The sequence below is a fragment of the Mesorhizobium sp. XAP4 genome, from assembly GCF_029269325.1.
Lineage (GTDB): Bacteria > Pseudomonadota > Alphaproteobacteria > Rhizobiales > Rhizobiaceae > Mesorhizobium > Mesorhizobium ciceri.
Genome location: NZ_JARIXW010000001.1, coordinates 543,909 through 563,064 on the forward strand (window position 1 = coordinate 543,909; position 19,156 = coordinate 563,064).

The following is a 19,156-nucleotide window of genomic DNA, read 5'->3' on the forward strand; positions in this document are numbered from 1 at the left end:
CGATGTCACTATTCTTCATCAACCGGCCGATCTTCGCCTGGGTGATCGCCATCGTGATCATGCTGGGCGGTCTCCTGGCGCTCACCTCGCTGCCGATCTCGCAATATCCGCAGATTGCGCCGACGACAGTTAACATCAGCGCCACCTATCCGGGCGCCGACGCGCAGACGGTCGAGAACTCGGTGACCAAGGTCATCGAGCAAGGCATGACCGGTATCGACAATCTCGACTACATGACGGCGACGTCGACCTCGACCGGTTCGGCCTCGATCACGCTGACCTTCACCACAGCGGCCGATCCCGACACCGCCCAGGTGCAGACGCAAAACAAGCTGCAGCTGGTGCAATCGCAGCTGCCGCAGGTGGTGCAAAGCAACGGCATCACCGTCTCCAAATCCTCGACCGGCTTCCTGATGGTCATCGGCTTCGTCTCGACCGACGCCAAGATGAACTCGACCGATCTCGCCGACTATGTCGACGCCACCGTCAACGACACGCTGAAGCGCGTCGAAGGCGTCGGCTCGACGCAGCTGTTCGGCTCCGGCTATGCCATGCGCATCTGGCTCGATCCTGACCAGCTCGCCAAATACGCCTTGATGCCGAGCGACATTGCCTCGGCGATCGAGGCGCAGAACACGCAGGTTTCGGCCGGCCAGCTTGGCGGCCTGCCGGCGCGCAAGGGCCAGCAGCTCAATGCCACGGTGACGGCCAAGAGCCGGCTGCAGACCGCCGAACAGTTCCGCAACATCATCCTGAAGAGCCAGACCGATGGCTCTCTGGTCCGCCTCAACGATGTCGCCACCGTCGAGCTCGGCGCCGAAAGCTATACGACGCAGGCCAATTACAATGGCAAGCCGGCGGCCGGCGTCGCCGTCAATTTGGCGACCGGCGCCAACGCCATCAACACCGCCGAAGCGGTGCGTTCGACGATCGCCCGGCTGAGCTCGACCTTCCCGCAAGGGGTCGAGGTCGTCTATCCCTACGACACCTCGCCTTTCGTGCGGCTGTCGATCGAGGAGGTGGTCAAGACGCTGGCCGAAGCGATCGTGCTGGTGTTCCTGGTGATGTTCATCTTCCTGCAGAATTTGCGCGCCACCATCATCCCGACGATCGCGGTGCCAGTGGTGCTGCTCGGCACGTTCGGCGTGCTGTCGCTGTTCGGCTATTCCGTCAACACACTGACCATGTTCGCCATGGTGCTGGCCATCGGCCTCTTGGTCGACGACGCCATCGTCGTCGTCGAGAATGTCGAACGCGTGATGCAGGAGGAAGGCCTGTCGCCGAAGGAGGCGACGCGCAAGTCGATGCACGAAATCACCGGCGCGCTGATCGGCATCGCCACGGTGCTTTCGGCCGTGTTCGTGCCGATGGCTTTCTTCGGCGGTTCGACCGGCATCATCTACCGGCAATTCTCGGTGACCATCGTCTCGGCGATGGTGCTGTCCGTGCTGGTCGCCCTTGTGCTGACGCCCGCACTTTGCGCCACCATCCTGCGGCCGCCCAAGGACCATGCGACGCAGACCGGCCCGTTCGGCTGGTTCAACCGTGTCTTCGATCGCGGCACGCTTGCCTACCGCGACGGCTCGCACGGCATCATCAACCGATCCTGGCGCTTCCTCGTCGTGTTCCTGGCCATCGTCGTTGCCGTGGGCTGGATGTTTGCCCGGCTGCCGAGCTCGTTCCTGCCGGAAGAGGACCAGGGCATCCTGATCACCAGCGTGCAGCTGCCGGTCGGCGCGACGCAGGATCGCACGGAGCGCGTGCTGGCAGAAGTGACCGACCATTATCTCAACCAGGAGAAGGACGTCGTCGACGGGGTGTTCACCGCCTCCGGCTTCGGCTTCGGCGGCGCAGGGCAGAATGTCGGCATCGCTTTCGTGCGGCTGAAGGATTTCGACCTGCGCAAATCGCCGGCTTCCGCCGCGCAGGCCATCGCCGGCCGGGCGATGGGCGCGTTTTCGAAGATCAGGGACGCGCAGGTCTTCGCGCTCGCGCCTCCCGCCATCCAGGGCTTCGGCAACACCAACGGCTTCGACTTCTACCTGCAGGACGTCAACGGCGCCGGCCATGACGCGCTGATCCAGACGCGCAACCAGCTTCTGGCCCTGGCCGGGCAGAGCAAGGTGCTCGCCAACACAAGGCCCAACGGCCAGGAAGACCAGCCGCAACTCTCGGTCGACATCGACCAGGAGAAGGCCAGCGCGCTGGGCGTCAGCCTGGCCGACATCAACAACACGCTTTCGACCGCCTGGGGCAGCGATTACGTCAACGACTTCATCGATCGCGGGCGGGTGAAACCGGTCTATCTGCAGTCGGACCCGAACTTCCGCATGCAGCCGGAAGATTTGGACAAATGGCAGGTCCGCAACGCCAGCGGCGCCATGGTGCCGTTCTCGGCCTTTGCCTCCAGCCACTGGACATTCGGCTCGCCCAGGCTGGAGCGCTACAATGGTTCGGCGGCGGTCGAGATCCAGGGCGCGGCAGCCACGGGCGTCAGCTCGGGTGCCGCCATGGACGAGATCGACAAGCTCGTCGCGCAACTGCCCGCCGGCTATTCGCACGAGTGGACCGGGCTGTCGCACCAGGAGAAGCTTTCCGGCAACCAGGCGCTGTCGCTCTACGCGATTTCGGCGCTGGTCGTGTTCCTGTGCCTGGCCGCACTCTACGAGAGCTGGTCGATCCCGTTCGCGGTCATGCTGTCGGTGCCGATCGGCATCTTCGGCGCGCTGCTGGCGGCCAGCCTGTTCGGCCAGTCCAACGACGTTTATTTCAAGGTCGGCCTTTTGACCACGATCGGTCTCGCCGCCAAGAACGCCATCCTCATCGTCGAGTTCGCCATCGAGCGGCAAGCCGCCGGGATGGGGCTGGTCGAGGCGACGCTGGAGGCGGCGCGACAACGGCTGCGGCCGATCCTGATGACGTCGCTGGCCTTCATCCTGGGTGTGCTGCCGCTGGCGATCGCCAGCGGTGCGGGCTCGGGCGCGCAGAACTCGGTCGGCATCGGCGTGATGGGCGGCATGATCGCGGCGACGGTGATCGGCGTCTTCCTGGTGCCGCTATTGTTCGTCACGGTGCGGCGCATCTTCAAGGGCAGGGCGGCCAAACCAGATACGGGCGAGACGCCGGTGACGGCCACCCAGCAATAAGGAAAACTTCACATGACAGGTTTGGAACGTGGCTCGGTGGCCGCGAGGCGGCTTCTTGCGCCTATGCTCACCGCTGTCCTGCTCGCGGGATGCGTCGTCGGTCCGGATTATCAGACACCGATACTGGCAATGCCGGCGAATTGGAGCGGCCAGAAGCCGACAAAGCCTGCCCAGCCGGCACGACTGTCAAAATGGTGGCAGCGGCTACGCGATCCCGAGCTGAACACGCTTGTCGAGGAAGCGGTTGCCGGCAATCTCGATGTCGCCACCGCCAAGGCAAAAATCCGCGAGGCGCGCGCCAGCTATCGCCAGAGTGCCGGCACATTGCTGCCTTCGGCCGACGGCTCCGGCTCGGCCTCCCGCAACAAGTCGGCCGAGACCACATCAGGCTCTGACGCCACCTACAGCGAGTACCAGGCCGGCTTCGATGCAAGCTGGGAGCTCGACCTGTTCGGCGCCAACCGGAGGGGCGTAGAGGCCGCGCGCTACGGGCTGAACGCCTCGCAGGAGGAACTGCGCTCGACGCTTCTCACCCTGGTCGGCGATGTCGCTTCCTATTATACCCAGGCGCGCGGCTACCAGGCCCGCATCGCGCTCGCCCGTCGTTCGGCCGCGTCGCAAAGACAGACCGCCGAACTTACCCGCACCATGGCGCAGGCGGGCACGGCGACCGCCGCCGATGTCGCCAAGGCAATGGGTCAGGCAGCGAGCACCGAAGCCGCCGTTCCGACGCTGGAGGCAAGTTATGCGCAGGCCGTGCATCGTCTCGCGGTGTTGGCCGGCCGGCCGCCTGCCTCGCTCAACGAGCGGCTGAAGCGGGTCGCGCCCATTCCTGCACCGCGCCTGCCGATGCCCACCGGAATTCCCGCCGACCTCCTGCTGTCGCGGCCCGATTTGCGCATGGCGGAGCGCCAATATGCGCAATATACCGCCAAGATCGGCCAGGCCGAAGCCGCCCGCTATCCCTCGGTCAGCCTGACGGGAGACATCAGCACGGCGGCGCTGAAGCTTGGCGATCTCGGCAAGAATTCGTCGATCGGCTGGTCGTTCGGGCCGACGCTGAGTGTGCCGCTGTTCAATGCCGGCCAATTGCAGGCGGCCGTCGAGGTCGCCAAGGCGCAACGCGATCAGTATTTCATCGCTTACCGGTCTTCGGTGCTGACGGCGCTCGAGGATGTCGAGAACGCGCTGGTGCTGTTGTCGCAGGAGCGCATCCGGATCGGCAAGCTCGCCTCGTCCGCGAAGTCCTATGGCGAGGCGGCAAGTCTCGAAGGCACTCTCTACAAGGCCGGCGAGACAAGCCTCCTCGACGTGCTCGACGCCCAGCGCTCGCTCTATTCGGCCGAGGACTCGCTGCTGCAAAGCCGCGTCCTGCTGGCGACCAACTACATCGCCCTCAACAAGGCGCTCGGCGGCGGCTGGGATGGCGCGGTCGACAGCGCCAAGCCGGAGATCGTCGACGTCAAGACCGGTCCACGGCTGGCGTCGAAGCCGGCCTCCTGAGGCACTCTCAGGCAGCGGCGTCAATTCGGCAGACACGCCGCCATCGCCGATGCCGGGCGTGAAAATGCGGACTCCATGTTTGGCGATGGCGGGGTGATCGCATCGCTGTTATTGATGGTGCCCACACAGCACAGGCGCCGCAGATGACATCCGATACACAGAAGGCCGAAGCGGTCGGGCAGTTGCTCGAAACGCCGGACCTTGCCAGCGCGCTCGAAAGCGAACAGTTCAAGAAGTTCCTCGACCAGGTACCGATCGCCATTGCCGTCTCGGACCTGGGTTCGAAGGAGCGTGTCATCTATGCCAATCCGGAATTCGAGAAACTGTCCGGCCTCAAGGCGGCGACGCTCGCCCGGCAACACTGGGCGGCGCTTTCCGGCACCGGCCTGCACAAACAGAAGGACCGGCCGCTGTTCGAGGCCGTGGTCGAGGACACCGATTTCATCGGCACGTTCCGGCTGGAGCGGAAGGAAGGCCAACCGACTATCGTCGACGTCTATTCCAACGTCATCGAGGACGACAATGGCAAGGCCTGCTTCCGGCTGGTGGCGCTGGTCGACGTTTCGGCCCATGGCGAAACCGAAGATGCGCGATCGATCGACGAGCGCATCCGTGAGAAGGACACGCTGCTGCGCGAACTGCAGCACCGGGTGAAGAACAATCTGCAGATGATCACCGCGCTGATCCGGATGGAGACGCGCAACGCGGCCGAACCGGACCAGAAGCGTTTCGAGAGGCTGGCGGGGCGCGTCGATGCGCTGGCGATCCTCTACCAGACGCTGTCGGGGGACGATGGCAAGGATGAGGTCGATCTTGGTGTCTATCTCAGCCAGATCGCGTCGGCGGTCATGAACTCGCATGCGGTCGAGGGCATCCGCCTCGACATGAAGGTCGACACCTATCCGGTGTCGATCAATGTCGCCATGCCGACCGGGCTGGTGGTGAACGAACTTTTGACCAATGCGCTCAAGCATGCCTTCCAGGGGCGCGACGGCGGTACGATCACGCTGCACAGCATCGTCGACGGCGATGGCTGCCGCATCGTGGTCGCCGATGACGGCATTGGCCTGCCGGACGGCGAGAGCTGGCCCAAGCGCGGCAAACTCGGCGCGCTGATCGCCCGCTCGCTGACCGAGAATGCCAAGGCGGAGTTCGACGTGACGTCGAGCGCCGGCGAGGGCACGCGGGTGACCATCCTGTTCAAGCGCTCGGCTGCCACCGCAGCTTAGCGCGCGCGGGAGCCAAGCGGCATAGGTGGCCGTCTCCGCTTGGCTGATCTTCGACCTACTCATGCCGGCCTTGCCTTCCCCGCTATCTCCCTTCGCGTCAATGCCCCTACTCCAGCGGCAGGGTAGGGTGAAACCCAGGTGCATCGATGCCAGTCGCAAGCCGCGCTTTGCCGTGCTTGACAGGCTTAATTAATTTATTAACATTAGAAAATAATAGGGAGGAAGAATGGGCGCGCACCACGGAGCGATCCTGCGAATCCTGCGCGACGACGGTCCGCAGTCGCGCGCCGAACTGGCGCGGCGCACCTCGCTGTCACCCACCGCCCTGACCCATCTGACGGCCCATCTCCTGCGGGAAGGCACCGTGGTCGAGCTCAACCAGGCCACTGCCGGCGATGCACCCGTCGGCCGGCCGGCGATCGGCGTCGCGCTGGTGCCCGACGCCCTGTCCGTGGTTGGCGTGCACATTGGCGCGGGAACGATCGACGCGACCATCACCGACCTCAGGGCCGCCCCGAAAGCCATGGCCTCGCAGCATTTCGACACCGCCACCAGCGAACCCGCCGCGGTGATCGGCATGGTGGTGCGGATCGTCGAGCAATTGATCAAGAAGACCGGCGTCGACCGTTCGCGCCTGATCGGCCTGGGGCTCGGCGTGCCGGGACCGGTGGACACCAAGCGCCGCCGCAACCTGCAGTCGGTCAATTACGACTGGAAGGACGTGCCGTTCGCCGACGAGCTCGAAACGGCGCTGCGCATGCCGGTGGTGGTCGAGCACAATGTCAGCGCGATGGCGCTGGCGGAATCGCGCTACGGCATCGGGCGCGACACGACCGCGCTGCTCTACATCTATCTGCGCACCGGCCTCGGCGCCGGCCTGGTGATCAACGGCATGCCGTTCCGTCCCGGCGGCTACGGGGCCGTCGAGCTCGGCCATGTCCAGGTGGTCGAGGATGGCGAGCGTTGCGCCTGCGGCAATGTGGGCTGCCTGGAGACATTCCTGTCCGAACGCGCGCTGGCCCGCGCCGCCCATATCGACACGCCTCATCCCAGGCGCCTGCTGGCCGCGGTGGAGAAATATCCCGACGTCTGGAACGCGGCGCTCCGGCATCTGACGACGGCCATAGCGACGGCGACCAATTTGCTCAATCCCGATCTGATCGTCTTTGGCGGTCACCTGGCCGAAGCCCCGGAAAGCTTCATCGATCATATAAGGCGGGGCGTTCCGCCACGCGTCCTGCCGCCGATGCGCGACGTGCTGCGGGTCGAGCGGTCGAGCCTCGGTCCTGGTGCCGGCGCCATCGGTGCTGCTGCGGCGGCGCTCGACCATTTTTTCTATTCGGGAGTGTCGCGATGAGCGAAGCGTCGAAGACGACACGCTCCGGCGGCGGCTCGAACGAGGATCGGGGTATCGACTATCGCGGTCTCGCGCTCAATCTCTGCGGTCTCGTCGCCGGCATCGCCATCTGGTGGGTGTTGACGGCGGGCGGCGCGGTGGGCCTGCCGCCACCGCCACAGGTTGCGTCCAGGTTTATCGATCTGATCGCAAACGGGCAGCTCGTCACCGACATCACGTCGAGCCTTGCTCGGGTGATGACCGGCTTTCTCCTCGGCGTCATCCTGGCGATCCCGGTCGGCTTCGTCATGGGCTGGTACAAGGTCGCGCGCTCGCTTATCGAGCCGTATCTGCAGTTCTTCCGCATGATCCCACCGCTGGCCATCATTCCGCTGGCGATCGTAACGATGGGCATCGACGAGACGCCAAAGGTCTTCGTCATCTTCCTGGCCTCCTTCCTGGCCAGCGTCGTCGCCACCTATCAGGGCGTCATCAGCGTCGACAAGACGATGATCAACGCCGCGCGCGTGCTCGGCGCCAAGGACATGACCATCTTCCTGCGCGTCATCATTCCCGCATCGACGCCGTTCATCCTGGTCGGCGTGCGCATCGGCCTCGGCTCGGCCTGGGCGACGCTGGTGGCCGCCGAACTGATCGCCGCGCAGACCGGCCTCGGTTTCCGCATGCAGCAGGCGCAACTCTACTACGACCTGCCGACCATCTTCGTCAGCCTGATCACCATCGGCCTTCTCGGCCTTGCCATGGATCGCATCCTTTTGGTGATCGAGCGCCGGCTGACCGTCTGGCAGGAGCGCGTGTGATGCCGCCCAGGATCGCCCCAAAGATCGTCTTCGACAAGGTCACGCGCCGGTTCGACCTCAAGGACAATGCCTTCGTCGCGCTTGACCGGCTGTCGCTCGACATCGCCGACGGCGAGTTCGTCACCGTCGTCGGTCCGTCCGGCTGCGGTAAGTCGACCGCGCTCAACATCGCGGCCGGCCTGCTGAAGCCGAGCGAGGGCACCGTGCTGGTCGATGGCAAGGCGGTCGAGGGGCCGGGTCCGGAGCGCGGCATGATCTTCCAGCAATACGCGCTGTTTCCCTGGCTCACCGTACGCCAGAACGTCGAGTTCGGGCTGCGCATCAAGGGCGAGGAAGCTTCGCGCCGCCGGCAGATCGCCGAGCGTTTCATCGATCTCGTCGGCCTTGGCGACTTCGCCGACGCGCTGCCGAAGACGCTTTCGGGCGGCATGAAGCAGCGTTGCGCGATCGCCCGGGCCTATGCGGTCGATCCCTCGATCCTTTTGATGGACGAGCCCTTCGGGGCGCTCGACGCACTGACCCGCGTGCAGCTCCAGGACCAGTTGCTCGACACCTGGAGCCGGGAGCGGCGCACCGTGATGTTCATCACCCACGATGTCGACGAGGCGGTCTACCTCGCCAACCGCGTCATCGTCATGGCGGCGCGGCCCGGCAGGCTGAAGGAGATCATCGACGTCGGCCTGCCTTACCCAAGAACCGAGGAAATCCGGCTTTCGGCGGAGTTCATGAGCATCCGCAACCGCGTCTGGCAAGCCGTTTACCACCAGTAACAGTGACAGGAGGAGAGTATGGTGACACTGACAAGACGTAACCTCATCGCATCATCGGCGGCACTTGCCGCGTTCGCTGCCTCTGGCATCCGTGCCGGAGCGGCGGGAACGGCGGCACGCATCGGCTACAACGGCGATTTCTGGGGCGCCAGCGTTGCCGGCGTTGCGGCCGACCAGGGCTTCTATGCCAAGCACGGCGTCGATGCCAATATCAAGGTCTTCACCAACGGCCCCATCCAGGTCCAGGCGCTTGGCGCCAACAGCCTGGAATTCGGCTATCTCGGACCGGGCGCGCTGTGGCTGCCGGCGAGCGGCAAGGCCAAGATCATCGCCGTCAACGATGTCGGCTTCTCGGACCGGGTGATCGCCCAAGCCGGCATCACGTCCATCGCCGACCTCAAGGGCAAGAAGGTCGCGATCGCGGCCGGCACCTCGGGCGACATGCTGTTGCGGCTGGCGCTGCGCAAGGCCGGTATGGCGATGACCGACCTCGACATCGTGCAGATGGACCCGAGCACCATCGTGGCGGCCTTCGCCTCCAAGCAGGTCGACGCGGCCGGCATCTGGTATCCGTTCGTCGGCATCATCCAGAAGAGCGTTCCCGATCTGGTGGAGCTGGCCAAGAACGACGACTTCTATCCGCAGACCACATTTCCGAGCGTCTTCATTGCCCGCAACGATTTGGTGGAGGGCAATCCCGATCTCGTCCGCAACGTGGTGCGCGCCATCAAGGACGCGCAGGATTTTCGTGCCGCCAACCAGGACAAGGCGATCGAGATCACCTCCAAGCTGCTCGGCATTCCGGCCGACCAGTTGAAGACGGAGGCCGGCTATGGCCGCTTCATGACCTCGGCCGAACTGATCAAGCTGACCAAGGACGGCACCGTGAACGGCTGGTTCTCGACGATGAACGACCTGTTCAAGACCTTCGGCAAGCTCGAGACCTCGCTCGATCCCAAGGACTATTATCTGGGCGATCAATACATTTCGGCCTGACGGCCATCTTGAAATCGCCCCTTGCAAACCGCAAGCCCCGGCAGCGAACCGGGGCCTGTTTCCTGACAATCACAGCAGCGACGAGCCATCCATGAACGTTCTCTATATCGACATCGACAGCCTCAGGCGCGACCACCTCGGCTGCTACGGCTATCATCGCAACACCTCTCCCGTCATCGACAGCCTTGCCGGCGAGGGCATCCGCTTCGAGAACGTCTATGTGTCCGATGTGCCTTGCCATCCGTCGCGCACGGCGCTGTGGAGCGGCCGCCACGGAATGCGGACCGGCGTGGTCGGCCATGGCGGCACCGCCTGCGAGCCGTTCCGCGAAGGCGCCGAGCGAGCCTGGGCCGGCACCTTCTACGAGGAAGGCTGGATGCGGGCGCTGCGCGATCTTGGCTACCACACCACGACCATCAGCAGTTTTGGCGAACGGCATGGCTGCTGGCATTGGTATGCCGGCTTTAACGAGATCATCAATCCCGGCAAGGCCGGCATGGAGAACGCCGACGAGGTTTCGGGCCTGGCGATCGACTGGCTGAAGCGCAATGGCTCGGCAAAAAAGTGGTTCCTGCATGTCAATGTCTGGGACCCGCATACACCCTATCGCGCGCCGGACGCTTTCGGCGACCCCTTCGCCGACCAGCCGCTTCCCGACTGGATGACCAGGGCGGTGTTCGAGAAGAGCCATGCCGGCTACGGCCCGCACAGCCCGCAGGAACCCTCGGGCTTCGACGTCGAGCCGGGGGGATCGAAATACCGGCGCATGCCGTCGCCGATCAGCGACATGGACACCGTCAAGGCCTGGTTCGACGGCTACGACACCGGCGTGCTCTATGCCGATCATCATGTCGGTCTCATCGTCGAGGAGTTGAAGCGGCAAGGCCTGTTCGACGACACGATCATCGTCATCGGCGCCGATCATGGCGAAAACCTCGGCGAGCTCAACGTCTGGGGCGACCATCAGACGGCTGACGAGTTCACCTGCAACGTGCCGCTGGTCATCCGCTGGCCCGGCGCCGAGGACATGCGCGGCGTCAATGGCGGCCTTCATTATCATTTCGACTGGGCCGCCACGCTGATCGACCGGCTCGGCGGCAACGTTCCGGCGCTTTGGGACGGGCGCTCCTTTGCACCGGCGCTCGCCGCGAAGGAGGAAGGTGGCCGCGATTTCCTGGTGCTGAGCCAGGGTGCGTGGGCGGTACAGCGCGGCGTGCGGTTCCGGCTCGGCGGGGCCGACTGGCTGATGCTGCGCACCTATCATGACGGCTACAAGGATTTCGGCCCGGTCAGCCTGTTCAATCTGAGTGAGGATCCGCATGAGCAGCATGATCTCTCAGGCTCCCGAAGCGATGTGGTCGATCATGCCAGCCGGCTGCTCGAGGACTGGCGCAGCGCCATGGCCATCCGCAGCGACAGCGATGTCGACCCGCTGGTGACGGTGATCCGGGAAGGCGGGCCGTTCCATTGCCTTGGCGAGTTGCCGGCCTATCTCGAAAGACTGCGCCGGACCGGCCGCACCGATGCGGCTGCGGCCCTCGAGCAGCGCCACCCGGCACCGCCGCCACGGCGCAAATCCCTGAACTGACCGGCCGGCGGCACTTGGCCGTGCCCTAGCAGCCAGTTGCCGCTGCCTCACGACAGGCCGGCCGGTTCGCCCTATCTCCATGCCGCCGGTCGGGTTTGGACCCGGCGATATGGAGGATGGGATCACGTGACATCGACGCCGATTGCCCGTCGCGAAGCGGCGCCCTTGCCTGTCGCGGCACTGATGGGCGCCATGGTGTCGATCCAGATCGGCGCCACCTTCGCCAAAGGCCTGTTCCCGCAGATCGGCGCGCAAGGGACGACGACGCTCAGGCTGGTCATCGGTGCGGCGATGCTGATCGCGGTGCTGCGGCCCTGGCAGATGCGGCCCTCGCGTGCCACCATGCCGTGGCTGGTCGCTTATGGGGTGACGCTCGCCGCCCTCAACCTCCTGTTCTACGCAGCGCTGGCCAGGATTCCGCTCGGCATCGCGGTGGCGCTGGAGTTTACCGGCCCGCTTCTGGTGGCGACCTTGACTTCGCGGCGCGCCAGCGACTTTGCCTGGATCGCGCTGGCGGTGGCCGGCATCCTGCTGTTGTCGCCCTTCGTTCGTTCCCTCGCGCCGCTTGATCCGATCGGGGTGATGCTGGCGCTGGCGGCCGGCGGCTTCTGGGCGCTCTACATCGTGCTGGCCCAGAAGGCCGGCGCGGAGCTTGGCACCCGCACCACCGCCTACGGCATGGCCATCGCCGCCGTGCTGGTGCTGCCCTTCGGTGTCGCCCAGGCGGGATCCGCGCTGCTGGCGCCGTCGATCCTGGTCAGCGCGCTGCTCGTCGGCCTGTTTTCCAGCGCATTGCCGTTCTTCCTGGAGATGGTGGCGCTGACCCGCATGCCGGCGCGCATCTACGGCACGCTGACCTGCCTGGAGCCTGGGCTGGGTGCACTGGCCGGCTTCCTGTTCCTGCATGAAAGCCTGACCGCGACGCAACTGGCCGGGATCGCTGCCGTTGTTGTCGCCGCCTTCGGCACGGCGCTGACATCACGGCCGCCGGTTCCATCGCCGGAGTAGGGGAACGATTCGTCGGCACTGGGTATTTTCGAGTAATCCGAAATTCAGCCAGCCAGATCCGCGAAATCAGGCCAATCCTTGTCCAGGACGGCACTGAAATTGTCGCCTGGCGCACAAGTATTTCCGGCTCTGGACAGACCGTGATCTGGTCCAATACGGTGCGTGTCGAAATGAAGACGCGATTGTAGAAAAGGCCGGTCGTCCCTTGCAAAAGAACGTCTTCTCATCGGCGGATCTGCCGCCGCATCTGGATCATCGCGCACGCTTCGCGCTCTGGCAGGACATCCATGTCGCCGAGATATGGTCGGTCGAATACACGATTTCGGAAAGACTGTCGTTCGAAGCCGCGATCGAAGCCACCGCTGTCGGGTCGCTTGTGCTTGGGCAGATGGCCGGGACGATACGTCATGCCAGCCGCAAGGCGGGCAATATCGCTGCCGACGGTCGCGACGGCTATCTGCTGCTGGTCAATAATGGCGATACGGTGCTCAGCGGCACGCAGATTGGCCGCGATTATCACGTCGGCAAAGGCGAGGCCGCCCTGGTCTCGGCTTCGGAAGCGTTGCAGATGACCGGCGGCGACAGCAATGTCTGGGCCAATGTGGTGCTTCCCCGTGCCGTGCTGGAAAATGCCTTCGCCCATATAGAGGATCGGCTGGCGTTGACCGTCGGAGCCGACAATGAGGCGCTCGGCATGCTCAAGCGCTATTGCAGCTTCCTGGAAGCAGGCCCGGCCCTGGTCTCGCCCGACCTCATCGGCCACGCCACCGAAACGATCGTCGACCTGATCGGCCTGGCGACCGGTGCCAAGGGCGAAGCGGCCGAACTGGCGGGCCTGCGCGGTCTGCGCGCGGCAAGGCTGCAGGCCATACTGCAGAAGATGCGGGACAATTTCGCCGATCCCGCCATTTCGGCGCAGGGCGTTGCCGGGCAATTGCGGCTCTCCGTTCGCTATGTCCATGACCTGCTGCAGGAAACCGGGGTGAGCTTTGCCGAGCGCATTCTCGAACTGCGCTTGCAAAGGGCGCATCGGATGCTGTCCGATAGGCGCAACGACCGCATGCGGATCAGCGAGATCGCGCTGCTCAGCGGCTTCTCCGACGTGTCCTATTTCAACCGCTGCTTCCGCCGCCGCTTCGGCTCGACGCCGGGCAGCGCCAGATAGTTTCCGACAGCCACCGAATGCACGGCGCGCCGATCGACTGAGGCTGAAAAGCCACACCGACCGGGAAAGCGCCGTGGTGCTTTCCCCGACAATTCGGGTGCGGCCCAGCCCAAGACGCGGCCGGCGGACAATGCAACACCGGATTTCTCGACAACAGCTGGTCCTCCGCTGGCATCCGCGGCGGCGACCACGACAATTTTGGGGCGGCAGACAACAATGAAAATTCTTCTTCTCGCAACGGCATTGATCCTCGCGCCGGCCGGCATGGCGTGCGCCGCAGATATCAGCGAGGCTTCGCCCGTCGCCTCCTCCTACGACTGGTCCGGCCTCTATGCCGGCGCTCACTTCGGCTATGCATCCGGAAAGTCCAATCTGTTCATCGGCGGCGCTGGCCCCGGCGGCACCGACATCAACGCTCCCCTCGATCCGAGCGGTTTTGTTGGCGGCGTGCATATCGGCGTCAACCAGGAATTGGCGAACAGCTTCGTGCTCGGTGCCGAGGCTGACATTGCGTACAGCAATGTAGACGCGGTGGGCACCTTCGCCGGTGCCGGCGCGCTGTTCAAGAGCGAAGTCAAATGGTCGGGCTCGGCGCGGCTGCGGGCTGGTTATGCTTTCGATCGCACCTTGCCTTACATCACAGCAGGCGTGGCGGCTGCCAAATATGAAGTGAGCGTGATGACCACCGGCCCCGGCGGTACAATACCGGTCCATGACGAAACCCATCTTGGCTGGACGGCTGGGGCTGGCGTTGAGCACGCCTTCACCGACAGGTGGATCGCGCGGGTCGAATATCGCTACTCCGACTTCGGCAAAAAGGACGTTTCGGTACCGCTTTTTGGTCTTGGAACGGTTGCGAACTTCGATCTCAAGACTCACGATGTCAGGGTCGGGCTCAGCTACAAGTTCTGACCTAGCGTCGCTGAACAAACCCCCGCGCTTTTTTCGCGCGGGGCGAGGCAATAGTTTCGGGATAGCAAACGATGAAAACCATTCTTCTCGCCACGGCCTTCATCCTCACGCCTGTCGGTATGGCGTCCGCAGCGGACACCAGTGAAGCCTTGCCTGTCGCGGCCACCTACGACTGGTCCGGCGGCTATATTGGCGCGCATGCCGGATATGCCTGGGGGAACGCAAGGGCAGGGCAAGTCTTTGCCCCGGACAGCTTCGACAATTACGGCTGGGGCTACAGTCCGTCCGGTGGTTTCGGCGGTCTTTACGCCGGCTACAACAAGCAGTTCGACGGTGGGCTGGCTCTCGGCATCGAGGGCGACTACAGTTTCGCAAGCGTGAAGGACACGACGCTCTATCGGGCGCTCGGCATCGATGACCCGGCCTTTGGCGGCGAGCTCAAGATGGAGTCAGTTGGCTCCGTGCGCCTGCGGGCCGGCTATGCGATGGATCGCTGGCTTCCCTTTGTCACCGGCGGCCTGGCTGTGGCAAGCTACAAGCACACCACCACCGACATTCCGGGCGGTCCCTATGCCGACGTGAAGGATACCGTAACGGGCTATACGCTGGGCGCCGGCGCCGAATACGCCGTCACCGACAATTGGGTGGTTCGCGGTGAGTACCGGTTCGCCGATTTCGGCCGCCACAACTCCCTGCGTCACGCATTCGTCAACGGCGCTCCCCTCAATCCCGACGAGATTGAACTGACGACGCATGATGTCCGGATCGGCGTCGCCTATAAGTTCTGACCGTTGGAACTGCCGAACTCCTCCAAGCGGGCTCCGAGGGGGAGTTCGGCAGCTTCGGTGCCACCGCCCTTAAATCAGCTTCTCCAGCGTGATCGGCAGATCCCTGATCCTCTTTCCCGTCGCATGGAACACCGCGTTGGCAATCGCCGGCGCCACGCCGACAATGGCCAGTTCGCCAACGCCCTTGCCGCCGAGCACCGAGGAATGCAGGTCGGGGATGCCGACCGAGATCACCTCGATGTCGGGGATGTCGGCATTGGTCGGCACGAGGTAGTCGGCGAGGTTGTCATTGACGATGCGGCCGTGGCGGCGGTCGACGATGCCTTCTTCCAATAGCGCCTGGCCGATGCCCATGATGATGCCGCCCTTCCATTGGCTTTCGGCAAGTTTCGGGTTGTAGAGCCGGCCCGAATCCAGCGCCGACACCACGCGCGATACACGCACCGTGCCAAAGTCCTCGTCGACGCGCACCTCGATGAAATGCGCGCACCAGGAGTGGCGGGAATAGTCGCCCTCGGTGTGCGGCACCGACATGGCGATGGTGGTGTAGTTCTTGTAGCGATCCTCTGGCGTCGAATTGGCCGGCATGGTGTCGCCGGTGGCTTCGATGTGGTCGCGGCCGACGCTCTTGAGCAGTTCGGCGACGGAGACATCGGGGCCGTCGCCGCGCGGCGAAGCGATACGGCCATTGGCGACGACCAGCGTGTTGGCCTGCAGCGCGTGGAAGGGCGAGCGTGGATCGCTGATGGCGAGGCCCACCAACTGGTCGAGGGCCGAGGTTGCCGCTTTGTAGACCGCACCCGTCATCACGCCGGCCAGCCGCGAACCGCCGGTGACGCCGGCGCGCGGAAAGCGGGAGTCACCGAGCTTCACCACCACGTCGTCAGCTCGTACGCCGAGCGTTTCGGCGGCGGTCTGCGCCAGGATGGTGTAGGTGCCCTGGCCCATGTCAATCGAGGAGCTTTCGACCTCGACCGAACCATCGGCCAGGATGCGCACGAGCGCCTCGCCATAGGCGCGTCGCACCGGATAGGTGCCGGCGGCGACGCCCCAGCCGATCAACTGGTTGCCGTCGCGCATCGAGCGCGGTTCGGGTGTGCGCCTGGACCAGCCGAAGCGTTCGGCGCCTGCAGCAAAAGCCTCGCGCAACTGCCTGGTCGACCAAGCTTTTTTGGCATCTGGATCCTGCTCGGCATAGTTTCGGAGCCGGATCTCCAGCGGATCGATGCCGACCTCGTAGGCAAGCTCGTCGATGGCGCTTTCGATGCCGAAGGCTGAGGGGTTTTCGCCCGGCGCGCGCATGGCGCCCGGCACCACCGAATTGACCCGTACGACATTCTGCTTCGAGGAGAAATTCGGCGTTGTGTACATGATCGAGGTGACCGATCCGAGCGGCTCGACCCACATGCCGTCGATGGATGTTTCATTGACGCCGCGATGCACGATCGACTGGATCTTTCCCTGCACGTCGGCGCCGATCGTCACCGTCTGGCGCGTCGCCGCGCGGCCGCCATAGCCGGTAAAAGTCTGCGGCCGGGTCATCACCAGCCGCACCGGCCGGCCGAGCATTTTGGCCGCACAGGCGGCCACCGCGCCATGGCTGAGCGCCAGCGCCTTGGAGCCGAAGCCGCCGCCAATATAGGGCGACACCAGCCGCACGTTCTCGAACGGCACACCGAACCATTCGGCATAGGTGCGCGCCATGCCGTCCAGCCATTGGCTCGGCTCCCACACGGTGAGGTGGTCGCCCTCCCAGCGGGCGATCAGGCCATGCGGCTCCATCGGCGCCTGGTACTCGCGCGGCGTGTTGTAGGCGGCGCAGATGCGGACCGGCGCCGAGGCAAACGCACCTTGCGCGTCGCCCCACTCCTTGGTCATGGCATCGATCGCGATGCCATCGCCGGCCTTGCCGTCGCTGAGGTCGACGATGGCAGGCGTTTCCTCATAGCTGACCTTGACCAGTGCTGCCGCCGCGACCGCCCGCTCGAAGGTCTCGGCGACCACGGCGCCGACATGCTGACCCGAAAAGGTGATGTCGCGCGCGAGCGGGCAATACGGCTTGTCGGGCGGCGGCGTGCCGAACCAGTCCGCCGCGGTTTTCAGGCTGATGATGGTGTCCGGCGTCAGCACCTGCAGCACGCCGGGCGCAGCCTCGGCTGCCTTGGTGTCGATCGCGAGCACCTTGCCCGATGCAATCGTGCTTTCGACCAGCACGGCGTAGGCGAGGCCTTCGAGCTGCTGCTCGACGGCGTATTTCGCCGCACCGGTGATCTTGGCCGGGCCGGCGATGCGCGACAGCCGGCCGCCGACGGCTTCGGCAAAAGCGCCGTCGGACGCATCCCCATGCCTGATGTTGTGAACGGTCATGCCGTCTCTCCCAATTTGCGGATGGCGCGGGCGACGACGCGCGGCGCCAGTTCGACCTTGTAATGGTTGGCGCCATGGTCGACAGAGCCTTCGACGGCGAGCAGGCTGGCGGCGCGCACAGTGTCCGGCTCAAGCACCTTGCCCTTCAGCGCGTTTTCCACGGCCCGCGCACGCCACGGCTTGGTCGCGACGCCGCCAAGCGCGACGCGCAAATCGCGGATCGTTCGGCCGTCAGGTTCGAACTCAATGCCGACCGCTGCGCTCGCGGCGGCAAACTCATAGGATTGCCGGTCGCGGATCTTGAGATAAGTCGAACGCCGGGCAGGGGCCGAGCCGGGGATCTCGATCGCGGTGATCATCTCGCCCGGTTCGATCGCATGTTCCCTGTCCGGCGTGGTGCCGGGCAGCAGGAAAAAGTCGTCGACCGGGACGTGGCGCTCGCCCAGATGCACGATCGCATCGAAGGCGACCAGCGCCACGGCGAGGTCGCCCGGATACATGGCGATGCACGCGTCGCTGATGCCAAGCACCGCATGGCCACGGGTAACGCCGCCGATCGCCGAACAGCCAGAGCCGGGCTGACGCTTGTTGCAGGCTGGGAAATTCGCAGGATCGCGGAAATAAGGGCAGCGCGTGCGCTGCATCAGATTGCCGCCGATAGTCGCCATGTTGCGGATCTGCGCGGAAGCCGCCTGCCACAGGGCTTCCGATACCGCAGGAAAGCGGCTTTTGATGTCGGCATGGTCGGCGACATGGCTCATCCTGGCCAGTGCGCCGATGGTGACGCCGCGCTCGTTCACCTCGATCCTGCCCAACCCCTTGAGATGGGTGATGTCGACCAGCGTCTCGGGCTCGGCGACGCCGCATTTGGCGAGGTCGATCAGCGTGGTGCCGCCGGCCAAGAGCATGGCGCCGGGCAGGGCGGCCGCCTGGCGTGCTGCATCGAGCGAATTGGCGCGCACATACGAAAAATCCCTCATGATGCGGCCTCCAATGCTGCCTGGCGGACAGCGGCGACGATGTGCGGATAGGCGCCGCAGCGGCAGAGGTTGCCGGCCATATACTCGCGGATTTCTTCGTCGGAGCCGGCATGGCCTTCGCGGATGCAGGCGACCGCCGACATGATCTGGCCCGGCGTACAATAGCCGCACTGGAAGGCGTCCTGTTCGAGGAAGGCAGCCTGCACGGGATGCATTTCGCCCTCCCGTGCAAGCCCCTCTATGGTGGTGACGGTGCGGCCCTCGACTTGTGCGGCCAGCGTCAGGCAGGCCAGCACGCGCTCGCCGTCGACATGCACGGTGCAGGCGCCGCACTGGCCGTGGTCGCAGCCCTTCTTGGTTCCGGTCAGGCCGAGGCGATCGCGCAAGGCATCGAGCAGCGTGACGCGCGGTTCGAGTTGCAGATCGTGATCACGGCCGTTGATGTCGAGATGAACTGGGATCGTTGTTTTGGTCATGGGCGTCGGGCTCCAGTTGCTTGACGCGAAGTCGTTGATTTCATCTTTGGCAGCCGGCGGGGACCTGGCGC

Annotated in this window: 15 protein-coding genes; 12 read left to right on the plus strand and 3 right to left on the minus strand. The window is 64.9% G+C overall.

The genetic code is table 11. The features are described from left to right. The first annotated feature begins 2 nt into the window (after positions 1–2). From P3C39_RS02800 to P3C39_RS02855, 12 genes are all read left to right on the plus strand, one after another. Positions 3–3,146 (plus strand): efflux RND transporter permease subunit, encoded by a 3,144-nt coding sequence (locus P3C39_RS02800; protein WP_275952621.1) that lies wholly within the window; start codon positions 3–5, stop codon positions 3,144–3,146. Between the two features lie 12 nt (positions 3,147–3,158). Beyond that, positions 3,159–4,649, plus strand: coding sequence for an efflux transporter outer membrane subunit (locus P3C39_RS02805; protein WP_275952622.1), 1,491 nt, complete (start codon positions 3,159–3,161; stop codon positions 4,647–4,649). A 143-nt stretch (positions 4,650–4,792) separates the two neighbouring features. Further along, entirely contained in the window at positions 4,793–5,878 is a 1,086-nt protein-coding gene (locus tag P3C39_RS02810) for a histidine kinase dimerization/phosphoacceptor domain -containing protein (protein WP_275952623.1), read from the plus strand. Positions 5,879–6,104: 226 nt separating this feature from the next. Beyond that, entirely contained in the window at positions 6,105–7,235 is a 1,131-nt protein-coding gene (locus tag P3C39_RS02815) for an ROK family transcriptional regulator (RefSeq protein WP_275952624.1), read from the plus strand. Continuing rightward, a complete protein-coding gene (locus P3C39_RS02820) occupies positions 7,232–8,035 on the plus strand; it encodes an ABC transporter permease (protein ID WP_275952625.1) in 804 nt (267 codons plus the stop codon). The genes P3C39_RS02815 and P3C39_RS02820 overlap by 4 nt, the downstream gene beginning before the upstream one ends. An 11-nt stretch (positions 8,036–8,046) precedes the next feature. Next, complete coding sequence (locus P3C39_RS02825) at positions 8,047–8,805, plus strand: ABC transporter ATP-binding protein (protein WP_032898659.1); 759 nt, start codon at positions 8,047–8,049, stop codon at positions 8,803–8,805. Positions 8,806–8,823: 18 nt separating this feature from the next. Continuing rightward, positions 8,824–9,801, plus strand: a complete 978-nt coding sequence (locus P3C39_RS02830) for an aliphatic sulfonate ABC transporter substrate-binding protein (protein ID WP_275952626.1) — start codon at positions 8,824–8,826, stop codon at positions 9,799–9,801. A 91-nt stretch (positions 9,802–9,892) separates the two neighbouring features. Further along, positions 9,893–11,389 (plus strand): sulfatase, encoded by a 1,497-nt coding sequence (locus P3C39_RS02835; RefSeq protein WP_275952627.1) that lies wholly within the window; start codon positions 9,893–9,895, stop codon positions 11,387–11,389. A gap of 126 nt (positions 11,390–11,515) precedes the next feature. Beyond that, positions 11,516–12,397 carry a DMT family transporter gene (locus P3C39_RS02840; RefSeq protein WP_275952628.1) on the plus strand — a complete coding sequence of 294 codons (882 nt, stop codon included), beginning with the start codon at positions 11,516–11,518 and terminating at the stop codon, positions 12,395–12,397. Positions 12,398–12,602: 205 nt separating this feature from the next. Next, positions 12,603–13,562 (plus strand): AraC family transcriptional regulator, encoded by a 960-nt coding sequence (locus tag P3C39_RS02845; protein WP_024501671.1) that lies wholly within the window; start codon positions 12,603–12,605, stop codon positions 13,560–13,562. Positions 13,563–13,778: 216 nt separating this feature from the next. Further along, entirely contained in the window at positions 13,779–14,474 is a 696-nt protein-coding gene (locus P3C39_RS02850) for an outer membrane protein (protein ID WP_275952629.1), read from the plus strand. A gap of 71 nt (positions 14,475–14,545) precedes the next feature. Beyond that, positions 14,546–15,262 carry an outer membrane protein gene (locus P3C39_RS02855; RefSeq protein WP_224674522.1) on the plus strand — a complete coding sequence of 239 codons (717 nt, stop codon included), beginning with the start codon at positions 14,546–14,548 and terminating at the stop codon, positions 15,260–15,262. 69 nt (positions 15,263–15,331) lie between these two features. On the opposite strand, the gene P3C39_RS02860 is transcribed toward P3C39_RS02855, so the two are convergent. Genes P3C39_RS02860 through P3C39_RS02870 form a run of 3 tightly spaced genes read right to left on the minus strand, consistent with a single transcriptional unit; the run spans position 15,332 to position 19,085 of the window. Continuing rightward, positions 15,332–17,629, minus strand: coding sequence for a xanthine dehydrogenase family protein molybdopterin-binding subunit (locus tag P3C39_RS02860; protein ID WP_275952630.1), 2,298 nt, complete (start codon positions 17,627–17,629; stop codon positions 15,332–15,334). Beyond that, positions 17,626–18,609, minus strand: coding sequence for a xanthine dehydrogenase family protein subunit M (locus tag P3C39_RS02865; protein WP_275952631.1), 984 nt, complete (start codon positions 18,607–18,609; stop codon positions 17,626–17,628). Before P3C39_RS02865 ends, P3C39_RS02860 begins: the two co-directional genes overlap by 4 nt. After that, the gene (locus tag P3C39_RS02870) at positions 18,606–19,085 is read right to left on the minus strand and encodes a (2Fe-2S)-binding protein (protein ID WP_275952632.1); all 480 of its coding nucleotides are present in this window, start codon (positions 19,083–19,085) and stop codon (positions 18,606–18,608) included. Before P3C39_RS02870 ends, P3C39_RS02865 begins: the two co-directional genes overlap by 4 nt. Positions 19,086–19,156 lie beyond the last annotated feature (71 nt).

Coding starts and splice junctions, on each gene's coding strand:
- P3C39_RS02835 (WP_275952627.1), top strand. CDS start 9,893: ATGAACGTTCTCTATATCGACATCGACAGCCTCAGGCGCGACCACCTC.
- P3C39_RS02860 (WP_275952630.1), bottom strand. CDS start 17,629: ATGACCGTTCACAACATCAGGCATGGGGATGCGTCCGACGGCGCTTTT.
- P3C39_RS02810 (WP_275952623.1), top strand. CDS start 4,793: ATGACATCCGATACACAGAAGGCCGAAGCGGTCGGGCAGTTGCTCGAA.
- P3C39_RS02820 (WP_275952625.1), top strand. CDS start 7,232: ATGAGCGAAGCGTCGAAGACGACACGCTCCGGCGGCGGCTCGAACGAG.
- P3C39_RS02830 (WP_275952626.1), top strand. CDS start 8,824: ATGGTGACACTGACAAGACGTAACCTCATCGCATCATCGGCGGCACTT.
- P3C39_RS02870 (WP_275952632.1), bottom strand. CDS start 19,085: ATGACCAAAACAACGATCCCAGTTCATCTCGACATCAACGGCCGTGAT.
- P3C39_RS02865 (WP_275952631.1), bottom strand. CDS start 18,609: ATGAGGGATTTTTCGTATGTGCGCGCCAATTCGCTCGATGCAGCACGC.
- P3C39_RS02805 (WP_275952622.1), top strand. CDS start 3,159: ATGACAGGTTTGGAACGTGGCTCGGTGGCCGCGAGGCGGCTTCTTGCG.
- P3C39_RS02800 (WP_275952621.1), top strand. CDS start 3: ATGTCACTATTCTTCATCAACCGGCCGATCTTCGCCTGGGTGATCGCC.
- P3C39_RS02855 (WP_224674522.1), top strand. CDS start 14,546: ATGAAAACCATTCTTCTCGCCACGGCCTTCATCCTCACGCCTGTCGGT.
- P3C39_RS02850 (WP_275952629.1), top strand. CDS start 13,779: ATGAAAATTCTTCTTCTCGCAACGGCATTGATCCTCGCGCCGGCCGGC.
- P3C39_RS02815 (WP_275952624.1), top strand. CDS start 6,105: ATGGGCGCGCACCACGGAGCGATCCTGCGAATCCTGCGCGACGACGGT.